General features: G+C 71.7%; 7 protein-coding genes and 1 pseudogene. 1 reads left to right on the top strand and 7 read right to left on the bottom strand.

Features of this window, described 5'->3' with window-relative positions; translation table 11 throughout:
* Window positions 1–332: pseudogene (locus EAO76_RS46270) on the bottom strand (hypothetical protein); the annotation flags it as partial.
* 124 nt (window positions 333–456) lie between these two features.
* On the bottom strand, window positions 457–1515 hold the full coding sequence (locus EAO76_RS16330) for a type III polyketide synthase (protein ID WP_148836697.1): 1059 nt from the start codon (window positions 1513–1515) through the stop codon (window positions 457–459).
* Window positions 1516–2154: 639 nt separating this feature from the next.
* Between EAO76_RS16330 and EAO76_RS16325 the strand changes: the two genes are divergently transcribed.
* A complete protein-coding gene (locus tag EAO76_RS16325; RefSeq protein ID WP_148836696.1) occupies window positions 2155–5175 on the top strand; it encodes a carbohydrate binding domain-containing protein in 3021 nt (1006 codons plus the stop codon).
* 75 nt (window positions 5176–5250) lie between these two features.
* Here the strand turns inward: EAO76_RS16325 and EAO76_RS16320 are convergent, their stop codons facing one another.
* The 5 genes from EAO76_RS16320 to EAO76_RS16300 all read right to left on the bottom strand — a co-directional run bounded on the left by EAO76_RS16320 (window position 5251) and on the right by EAO76_RS16300 (window position 9727).
* Window positions 5251–6348 (bottom strand): NADH:flavin oxidoreductase/NADH oxidase, encoded by a 1098-nt coding sequence (locus EAO76_RS16320; RefSeq protein ID WP_148836695.1) that lies wholly within the window; start codon window positions 6346–6348, stop codon window positions 5251–5253.
* 125 nt (window positions 6349–6473) lie between these two features.
* A complete protein-coding gene (locus tag EAO76_RS16315) occupies window positions 6474–6875 on the bottom strand; it encodes a hypothetical protein (RefSeq protein ID WP_148836694.1) in 402 nt (133 codons plus the stop codon).
* 127 nt (window positions 6876–7002) lie between these two features.
* On the bottom strand, window positions 7003–7779 hold the full coding sequence (locus EAO76_RS16310; protein ID WP_148836693.1) for a methyltransferase domain-containing protein: 777 nt from the start codon (window positions 7777–7779) through the stop codon (window positions 7003–7005).
* Between the two features lie 224 nt (window positions 7780–8003).
* On the bottom strand, window positions 8004–8528 hold the full coding sequence (locus tag EAO76_RS16305; RefSeq protein ID WP_148836692.1) for a hypothetical protein: 525 nt from the start codon (window positions 8526–8528) through the stop codon (window positions 8004–8006).
* A gap of 200 nt (window positions 8529–8728) precedes the next feature.
* Window positions 8729–9727, bottom strand: a complete 999-nt coding sequence (locus tag EAO76_RS16300; protein ID WP_148836691.1) for a hypothetical protein — start codon at window positions 9725–9727, stop codon at window positions 8729–8731.
* Between the last annotated feature and the right edge of the window lie 48 nt (window positions 9728–9775).

Genomic DNA, 9775 nt, shown 5'->3' with positions numbered 1-9775 from the left:
GGCTCCCCCTCCGCCCCGCGTGCCCGGACGGCGTTGTCGGTGCCGGGTGCCAGACTCGACGGCATGACCGAACGTTGGGCTCTGGCCATGACGGAGACCGGTGGTGCGCTCCTCGCCCCGCTGGCCCCCACCGGCCTGCCCGCCGCGAGCAGCCGGGGGTAGATCTCGGCGGTGGAGCGCCAGACCCAGCGCGCGACGTCCGGACGGGAACGGACCGCGGCCACGAGGTCGGGCTCGGCCACGACCGGGGCGGCGGGCAGGCCGGTGGGGGCCAGCGGGGCGAGGAGCGCACCACCGGTCTCCGTCATGGCCAGAGCCCAACGTTCGGTCATGCCGTCGAGTCTGGCACCCGGCACCGACAACGCCGTCCGGGCACGCGGGGCGGAGGGGGAGCCCTCCCCGGTCCCGGGACCGGGGAGGGGAGAACGGGACGGTGGTGACGGGTGCGGGAACGGGTCAGGACTCGGCCTCGCTCGTCCAGGTGCCCAGGGAGATCTCGGCGGTGATGCCGGGGCCGAAGCCGGCCATCAGACCGCGGTGGCCGTCGAGGGCCGAGGCCTCGTCGAACATGCGGCCGAGGGCGTCCAGCACCACGGCGCTGGCGATGTTGCCGTACTCGGTGAGCGTGGCGCGGCTGAAGCGGAACGCCTCGGGCGGCACGTCCAGGAAGTGGCTCAGGTCGTCCAGGATGCGCGGGCCGCCCGCGTGGATGATGTAGAAGTCCATCTTTCCCGCGTTCCACTGGTGCTCCTCGGCGACCGCCTCCAGCGCCGGCGCGAGGGGTTCCATGGTGCCGGGCACCCGCTTGTCGAGCTGGAAGTGGAATCCGGTGGAGCGGACCGCGTAGGAGATCCAGTCCTCGGTGGCCGGGATGACGAACGAGCCGTTGCGCTCCAGCCGTACCCCCGTGCCGCCGCTGCCCCGCAGCACGACGGCGGCTATGCCGTCGCCGAACAGCCCGTTGGACAGCAGCGATCCCACGCCCAGGTCGGTGGGCTGGTAGCACAGCGAGCAGAACTCGCAGGCCACGATCAGCACGTTGGCGTCGGGGTAGGCCGTGCAGTAGTCATGGGCCCGGTTCACCGCCGCACCGCCCGCCGCGCAGCCGAGCTGGGCGATCGGCAGCTGCCGGGTCTCCGGGCGGAAGCCCATCTCGCCGATGAGCCACGAGGTGGCCGGCGGCATCATGAAGCCGGTGCAGGAGACGTAGACGATCAAGTCGATCTGATCCGGCTCCAGTTCGGCGTGATCGAGCGCCCGGCGCACCACCGCCGGCACCCGGGCCCTGGTGTGCTCCTCGTAGGTGATGCTGCGGGCGTCGAACCCCGGGTGCTGCAACACCTTCTCGATCGGCTGGATCAGATGCCTTTTCTGCACCCCGGTGTGTTCGATCAGCCGAAGGACCAGGTCGATCTGCGGGTGGTCGCCGTGCAGCTGTCGGGCCAGATCGAGGGTTTCCTCGTTGGTGATGACGTACTCGGGAACCGCGATGGCCGGCTTGCAGAGAACCGCCATGGAACTCCTCCTAGCGGGCATGGTCCACACGGCCGGGCCCGAAGGTTCTTCTGGGGGTGTTCGTCGGCCGGAGGCGGCCACCACGGCTTTGTGCGCGCGACATCGCGTCGGCATACGCGGTCGCGCGGGATGGAGCACTGGTGGATTCCGGCGCCGTGCAGGTACCCCTGGAACGGGCGCGGACGGGCCGACCGTCGAAGACTGAGTTCTAGCCGTTCGTGGGCGGACGCTGCTCCGCCACGGAATGGGTGGCCGTCGGGTTCACGCTACGGCAGGCGGATCGGGGGCGCACGTCGGGACGGCGGGGACCGCGGGGCGGGCACGTGCGCCGCAGGCGTGGTGCGGCGGGGCACGGCGCGCCGCAGGCGGTTCTCCCCCGTTCCCCGGCTGCGGCCTTCCCCGGGCCCGTACCGCCCGGCCCCTGCCGCAACCCTTTACGCGTCCGTCACGCCCCGGTACCTTCCTTGCCGCAAGAGATTGCAGAAAAATTCCGACAGATCTTGCTGTCCGGAACGGACTGCTCGCCCGAACCCCGAGGCGCGTCAGGGTTCTCCGGCGGGACCTCGCAGGCGGTCGTCGAGCGCCTGCGCCGTTGGCCGCCCCGGCCGCCCGGCCGTGGGCCCTCCCCTGGAGACGCAGATGAAACGCACCCCCCTACGGCTGTTGAGACGCCCCCTGGCGGCAGCCGCGGCCACCGCAGGGATTCTGGGACTTCTCACCGCCGCACCGGAGTCCGACGCTCCGGCCGCCGTTCCCGTGGCGGCCGCGGAGAACACCGCGACGGTCTTCTACTACACGAAGACGAAGAACTGGGCGGCGTACGACCTGCATTACGCACCGGACGGCGGAAGCTGGACGACCGTGCCGGGGGTGCGGATGGAGGCCGCCTGCACCGACTGGGTGAAGAAGACCGTCGACCTGGGTTCCGCGTCCGGGCTGTCCGCGACGTTCAACGACGGGAAGGGGGTCTGGGACAACAACGCGGGGAAGAACTACGCCCTGGGCACCGGCGCCGTCACCGTCAAGGACGGGGTCGTGGCCCACAGCGATCCGTGCGCCGGCACCGGCGGCCCGGACCCCTCGCCCTCCCCGACCGGCACGGGGGCCGCCACCGTCTACTACTCGACCGCGACGGTCGGCTGGACCACCACCAACATCCACTACCAGCCCTCGGGCGGAACGTGGACCACCGTCCCGGGCGTGGGCATGGAGCCGGCCTGCACCGGCTGGACGAAGCGGTCCGTCGACCTCCCCGAAGGGGCCTCGCTGCGGGCCGCGTTCAACAACGGCAACGGGGTCTGGGACAACAACGGCGGCCGTGACTACACGATCCCGGCGGGCGTGTCGACGGTCGAGAACGGCACGGTCACCGCCGACGCCGAGGACCCGTGCGCCGAGGAACCGGCCGACACCGAGGCCCCGTCCGCACCGGCGAAGGTCGCCGCCGACGCGGACGGGGTGTCGGTCGTACTGACGTGGGAGCCGTCCACCGACGACCGGGGCGTCACCAAGTACCAGGTCACCCGGACCGGCGGCACCGGGGGCACGACGGTCGTCGATGTCGGTTCCACCGTCCACTCCGACACGGACCTGGAGGAGCGGACGGCCTACAGCTACACGGTGAGGGCGGTGGACGCGGCGGGCAACGTGTCCGCCGCGTCGGCCCCCGCCACCGCGACCACCGGGGAACGGCCCGCCACACCGGCCGCGGGGAAGCCCCTGGGCACCGACCCGCGCAAGGACCCGATCTACTTCGTGCTCACCGCGCGGTTCAACGACGGCGACCCCTCCAACAACCGGGGCGGCAGCCAGCACGTGAAGTCCGGCAACGCGGCCAACGACGACCCGATGTTCCGCGGCGACTTCAAGGGCCTGGTCGAAAAGCTCGACTACATCAAGGGGCTGGGCTTCTCCGCCGTCTGGATCACCCCGGTGGTGCTGAACCGGTCCGACTACGACTACCACGGCTATCACGGCTACGACTTCTACGAGGTGGACGGCCGGCTGGAGTCCGCGGGCGCCTCGTACCAGGACCTGATCAACGCCGCCCACGCCAAGGGCATGAAGATCTACCAGGACGTCGTCTACAACCACTCCTCGCGCTGGGGCGCCAAGGGCCTGTTCACGCCGACGGTGTACGGGGTCCGCGACGACCAGTGGAGCTGGTACTACGACGAGCGGAACGAGGGCTTCGAGTACGACGGCGTGAGCGTCGAGACCAAGTCGGGGAAGTCGTACTACAACGGCGACCTCTGGTCCACCACCGAACCCTCGGGCAACACCTGTCTCAACTGGGGCAAGCCCACGGGCGGCACCTCCCCCGAGGGGTACAGGCTCTACAACTGCCAGTGGCCGAACCCCACTTCCGGCATGTTCCCGAAGGCGTACTACCACAACTGCTGGATCGGCAACTGGGAGGGCGAGGACGCGCGCAGCTGCTGGCTGCACGAGGACCTGGCCGATTTCGACACCGAGAGCGCGCCCGTCCAGAACTACCTGATCGGCGCCTACGACAAGTACATCGACATGGGGGTGGACGGCTTCCGCGTCGACACCGCCGTGCACATCCCCCGCACCACCTGGAACCGTCGCTTCCTGCCCGCGATCCAGGAGCGCGTCAGCTCGCGGTTCGGTGCGCGGGCCGCGCAGAACTTCTTCGTCTTCGGCGAGGTCGCCGCCTTCGTCAACGACAAGTGGAACCGCGGCTCGGTCAACCACTCGGCGCAGTTCTACACCTGGAAGGAGCGCAAGGAGTACGACGCCGACGACGCGAAGGCCGCCCTGGAGATGTACGACCACGAGCAGCAGCAGGGCACCGGTTCCCAGCCCACGTCCACCAACGCCTTCCTGGACGGGAACACCTACCGCACCCCGGACCACAGCCGGTTCTCCGGCATGAACGTCATCGACATGCGGATGCACATGAACTTCGGTGACGCCGCCAACGCGTACAACAACGGCAAGGACTCCGACGACAGTTACAACGACGCGACGTACAACGTCGTGTACGTCGACAGCCACGACTACGGCCCCAACAAGAGCAGCGAGCGCTACGCGGGCGGCACCGACGCCTGGGCCGAGAACATGTCGCTGATGTGGACGTTCCGCGGGATCCCGACCCTGTACTACGGCTCCGAGATCGAGTTCCGGGCGGGCCGGAAGATCGACTGCGGGCCCAGCTGTCCGCTGGCGACCACCGGCCGGGCGTACTACGGCGACCACCTCGCCGGCACGGTCGCGGCATCCGACTTCGGCAAGGTCTCGTCGGCCACCGGCGAGGTCGCCCGCACGCTGGAGAAGCCACTGGTCAAGCACCTGCAACGACTCAACGCGATCCGGCGGGCCGTGCCCGCGCTGCAGATGGGCCAGTACTCCACCGAGGGCATCACCGGCTCGATGGCGTACAAGCGCCGCTACACCGACGCCGCGAGCGGGGTCGACAGCTTCGCGCTGGTGACCGTCACCGGCGGCGCCACGTACACCGGGATTCCCGACGGCACCTACAAGGACGCCGTCACCGGGGACACCCGGGTGGTGTCGGACGGCAGGCTCTCGGTCGCGGCGCCCGGCAAGGGCAACCTCCGGGTCTACGTCCTCGACCTGGGCGGCGGCAACGCGGCCCCGGGCCGGATCGGCACGGCGGGCCCGTACCTGAAGTAGCCGGACCGGACCCGCGGGCCGAGGGCGATTCCTCCGGCTCGCGGGTCCTTCGGGGCGATCGGCCAGCGGGCCCGGTCAGACCGCCCGGAGGTACTGGCCCGGGACACGGATGTCGGCGCCCAGTTCACGGGCCGCCTGCTGGGCCCACGACGGGTTGCGCAGCAGTTCGCGCCCGAGGAGCACCGCGTCCGCCCGCCCCTCGGTGAGGATCTTCTCGGCCTGCTGCGGTTCGGTGATCAGACCCACCGCCGCCACGGGGAGCGAGGTCTCGTTCCTGACCCGCTCGGCGAACGGCACCTGGTACCCCGGCCCGGTCCCGATGCGGGCGCGCGGGGCGTTGCCGCCGCTGGAGACGTCCAGCAGGTCGACGCCGTGCGCCCGGAGCTCCGCGGCCAGCCGCACGGTCTCGTCGACGGTCCAGCCCTCGCGCTCGTCCTCGTCGTTCTCCGTGAGCCAGTCCGTCGCGGAGATGCGGAAGAAGAGGGGCAGTTCCTCCGGCCAGACCTCGCGGACCGCGTCGACGACCTGGAGCGCGAGGCGGGCGCGGTTCTCGAAGCTGCCGCCGTACTCGTCGGTGCGCCGGTTGCTGTGCGGGGAGAGGAACTCGCCGATGAGGTACCCGTGCGCGCCGTGCACCTCGGCGACCTGGAACCCCGCCTCGACCGCGCGGCGCGCCGCGTCGCGGAACCGGTCGACGATGCCCCGGATCTCCTCGGTGGTCAGCTCGTGCGGCACGGGGTGGCCGTCGTCGAAGGGCAGCGGGCTGGGGCCGACGGGCGTCCAGCCGTGCGCCTCGGGTCCGACCGGGGCCCCGCCCAGCCAGGGAGCCGCCGTGGACGCCTTGCGCCCGGCGTGCGCGAGCTGGATGCCGGGAACGGAGCCCTGTTCCTTGATGAAGTCGGTGATCCGACGGAGGGCCGCGACCTGGGTGTCGTTCCAGATGCCGAGGTCGGCGGGGCTGATCCGGCCCTCGGGGCTGACGGCCGTCGCCTCGGTGAGGATGAGCCCGGTGCCGCCGGTGGCCCGCGCCGCGAGGTGGGCGAAGTGCCAGTCGGTCGCGACGCCCGCGTCCGGCCCGACGGGAGCGGCGCTGTACTGGCACATGGGTGCCATCCAGACCCGGTTGGGAATGACGAGCGACCGCAGGGTGTAGGGCTCGAAGAGGGCACTCACGTCGGACTCCGTTTCGACGGGTACGGAAGAATCGTTAGTACGATACACACCGTACTACGACGTCCGTCAAATTACGACGCTCCTCGTACAAGGGGGGTCCGGCCGGGCGGGCCGCAGGGTCTCCGTCATGCGCCTCCGGCCCGCTGCCGCAGCGCGATGCCGGCGTCCGCGTCGTACACCTGGGTCCAGCTGCGCCCGGCGCCCGACCTCCAGGTGACGTGGGCGGTGGCCCCGTCGACCCTGACCTCCTCCACCGTCATGGTCCGGTCGCCGTCCCGTACGTCCCCGCGCCGCAGCTCGCGCGCCGGGACGGTGACGGGCTCCGCCGGCCGGGCGCTCTCCGCCTCGTCCGCCGCACGGGCGAGGGCCGCCGCCAGTTCCCGGGCCCGGTCGGGGGTGCAGCTCAGCGAGAGTCCGCCCGACGGCGCCGAGGCCCTGAGCCCGACCCGTGCCCCGACGGGCATCACCTCCAGTGACGCCTCGCGCCCGTCGCCGTCCTCGAACCCGCCGCCGTGTCCGCCCGCCATCGCCGCACTCTCCGTTCCTCACCCGGTCCGCCGGCCGGCCCGGTACGGCCCGACGCCCTTCGGCGGGCCCCGGGCCGGTCATCCAGATTTCAGCACACGGGCGCTCCGCCGCCGGGCCGGCGGCCGGTCAGCGTTCGGCCACGACGACGTAGAACGTCACGGCCGCCAGGAAGGGACCGTCGGCGAGGTGGTCCAGCCAGCGCCGGGCCGCTTCCCCGGTGAGGTGCCCGGCCTCGACGGCCCGCCGTGTGGTGCGCTCCAGGCCGAGGATCTCGTCGGCGGCGCGGACGTCCCGGAACACGGAGGTGATCGGGAGGACCGTCGGCACCGCGAATCCGGCGTCCGCCGCCAGCCGGGGCAACCGGCTGCCGATGCGGGCGTTGCGGACGACTTCGTCCGTGACGTACCGGGTGTAGGCCCGCGACAGGTCGCCGTCCGGGTGGTCGACCGTCAGCGTGCCCCAGTCCGGCTCCCCCATGACGAGCCGCCCGCCGGGCCGAAGCACCCGCCACGCCTCGCCGAGCGCCCGGGCGGGATCGGCGACGTGCTGCAGGACCCGGTCGGTACGGGCCCGGTCGACGCCACCGTCCGGCAGCGGCAGTTCGTGGAGATCGCCGAGCCGGACGGTCACGTTGTCCCGTCCGGCGGTACGTTCCCCGGCGGTCGCCACCGCGGACTCGTCGTGGTCGACGCCGATCACTGTCCCCGTCGCGGTGACCGCGTCGGCCAGCGCACCGAGATCGGTGCCGGGACCGCACCCGAGGTCGGCCACCGTCAGCCCCGCCCGGATCCCCAGTTCGTCGAGCATCCGCTTCTTGTAGGACCGGCCCAGGCCGGTGGCCGCGACCCGGTCGAGGTAGGCGATCGGGTCGGGGACGACGGTTTCGAACAAGGATGAGTTCATCGGACCAGTCAACCAACTCCCCTGCCCCCGCGCGCTCCTGGAGCCACCGGGGTGGCCGGAACAGTGGGCGGCCCGGATCGTCCCTTGACCGGTTCCACCGGGCGGCGGCACCATCGCAGCCCGGGAGGACGCCGCCCGCGGAGCCGGACGCCGGGCCGCCCGACGCGCGCGGGGAAGCGCGCGTCGGGCGGCCTCCGTCGGAAACGGATTCCGGAGCCGTCGGCTCAGCCGTGCCAGACCTTCACGTAACCGACGTTGTTGTTGTAGATCTCGTCACCGAAGCTCTCCGGGAGGGTGAAGGACTTCGAGTAGGTCCCCGCGATGTTGGTCAGCTTGAGCTTGTCGCACTGGCCGTATCCCTTGATCGACGAGAGGCTGTCCTTCCAGTCGTCGCTGGGCTCGAACCCGTACCCCGCACTGTCGCACGTCCCGTAGTCGCCGTAGATGTCGGAGATCATCTTGCCCTTGTAGCCGCCGTCCGAGTACCACGTCATCAGCCTCGTCCCCCCGGCGAGACGAAGCCCCCGGCCGGCCTCTTCCAGGGAGTTCGACGAACACGACTCGCGGAGCGTCTCCAGCTTCCCGGAGGCGTCCTTCTGCCCCACCACCTTCGCGCAGTACTTGGTCGCGGCGGGTCCTTCCGCCGGTGCCGCGGTGGCGGGAGCGGCCAGGGCGGCGGTGCCGGCGATCATCGCGGTGCCGATCACACCGGTCGCGATGGCCCCGATCCGGGAACGGTTGAACTTCATGGGAAATCCCCTCTCTTGTGGAGGGAGAGCGGGATATGAATGACCATGTCCCGTTCTCGCCTCGGCGTACGAGAAAGGTCGCAGCAGCTCACGGCGGCCGGGAAGACCGTTCGGCCGAGGCCGAATGTGGGGCCGGGCGGTTCCGGATGCCGGGCCGGACGACGGGGCGCGGCGCCCGGGGCCGGAGCCGGGACCGGTGTTCAGGGCTCCAGTGCCTCGTGTATCTGTCTGCGGGTCAGCTTGTGTCCGACACGGCTGGACAGCCGGTGCAGTTCGGGCCGGCCCAGGTCGTGCGGGAGGCGGGCCAGGGCGCGTACGGCCGCACCGGTCAACGAGGTCCGCAGAGGTGGGCGTTCGACCAGGGTCCCAAGAACGCGGACCGATCCGGGGCACGGCGGGAGCAGCGGGAGCAGCCGTACGAGGCCCATGAGCGCGGGCAGGTTGTACGGGTCGTAGGCGCCGTCGTCGCGTCCTCCGCCCTCGGCGGCGAGGTCCAGCCAGGGGATCACCGCGTCCCGGACCCGTCCGGGTCCGAGCGGATCGGTGAGGGCGAGTGCCCGGCGGTCCCAGGACCGGGCGGGGCGTCCGGCCGGTGCGCGCAGCGCGTGCTCCACGAGGGCGTGCCAGGGACCGCCGAGCACGGGCAGTTCGGCGAGGACCCGGTCGGCCCAGCGGTCACCGGGGTTGAGCACGGGTCCGCGCAGCCGGCCGAGCACCGGCTCCACGCACTCCCGCGGCCAGGAGCCCTCCAGGGCCGAGCGGCGGAGCAGTCCGACGACCTCGTCGTGCGGCTGCCGGCCCGCGTCCAGCAGCGCGTGGGCGCAGGTCCACAGGTCGTCCTCCGTCCCGCAGGACCAGAGCCGGTCCGCCTTGTCCCTCAACAGGGCCTCCCAGGCGTCGCACCAGGAGCGTTGCGCGAAACCTCGCGACACGGCGGCGAGCAGCACCGGAGCGCGCTTCCCCGCATCGGTGCCGATCCATTCCGGGGTCAGGTGCCCGGCGAACGACCGGGCCAGCCCGAGCCGTCGGTCCTCCGGCAGGCCGCGCAGCACGGCCATGACGCCGAGGCCGTCGTCCCACCATCCGCTCCCCGGGAGGAGCAGGGCGCGCGACAGCGCTGCCGGGTCGCCCTCGTCGACGAGCCCCTGGACGTACTCCACCCGCTCCCGTGACTCCCACGGCGATGTCACCGGTTCCATGGTTCTTGACCGTACGGGCCACCACTGACAACGCCGGGCCGCCGCCCG

This window comes from Streptomyces sp. sk2.1 (assembly GCF_008120935.1).
Taxonomy (GTDB): Bacteria; Actinomycetota; Actinomycetes; order Streptomycetales; family Streptomycetaceae; genus Streptomyces.
Note: the sequence above shows the minus strand (reverse complement) of the source record. Positions and strands in the feature narration are given on the sequence as shown.